A 534-nucleotide genomic window follows, 5' to 3' on the forward strand; every position below is an offset into this window, starting at 1 on the left:
CCGCCGCGCGGCTCGTCGAGCAGCCGCGCCTCGCTGCCGTGCAGTTGCAGCATGCGCTGCACCAGCAGCAATCCCAGCCCGCCGCGATGCGCGTCGCCGGGCGCCTCCGACGATCCCACCGGGCGCCGGAACAGGTGCTCGCGCAGGGCCGCCGGCACGCCGGGCCCGGTATCGCGCACGGTGACGTTGACCTCGCCTTCGCGCGAGGCCAGCTCGACGGCCACGTGGCCGCCCTTGGGCGTGTGCCGCAGGGCGTTGTCGAGCAGGTTGATCAGCACCCGCTCGATCATGCCGAGATCGGCATGGATGTTCGGCAGGCGCGGCTCGATGCGCGCGTCGAGCGTCACCTCGCGCGCCTTGGCGCTCAGCTCGAACTTGGCGAACACGTCCTGCACCAGGTCGGCCAGCGAGCCGTCCTCCAGCGCCGGCTGCACCAGGCCCGATTCGAGCCGCGCCAGCTCGAACAGCGCGCGCGCCAGGCGCCCCACCTTCTCGCTCTGCACCAGCGCAACCGACAGGTAGCGCTCGCGCTCG

1 protein-coding gene is annotated in these 534 nt (G+C 73.0%); it reads right to left on the minus strand.

All coding sequences use genetic code 11. The annotated features are described in order from the left end of the window. A partial coding sequence (locus tag FQ755_RS06845) for a sensor histidine kinase (protein ID WP_222105720.1) occupies positions 1 to 534 on the minus strand: 534 nt, incomplete at both ends.

Origin of the sequence: Paraburkholderia sp. BCC1885, assembly GCF_900996235.1 — a bacterium.
Classification (GTDB): Bacteria; Pseudomonadota; Gammaproteobacteria; order Burkholderiales; family Burkholderiaceae; genus Paraburkholderia.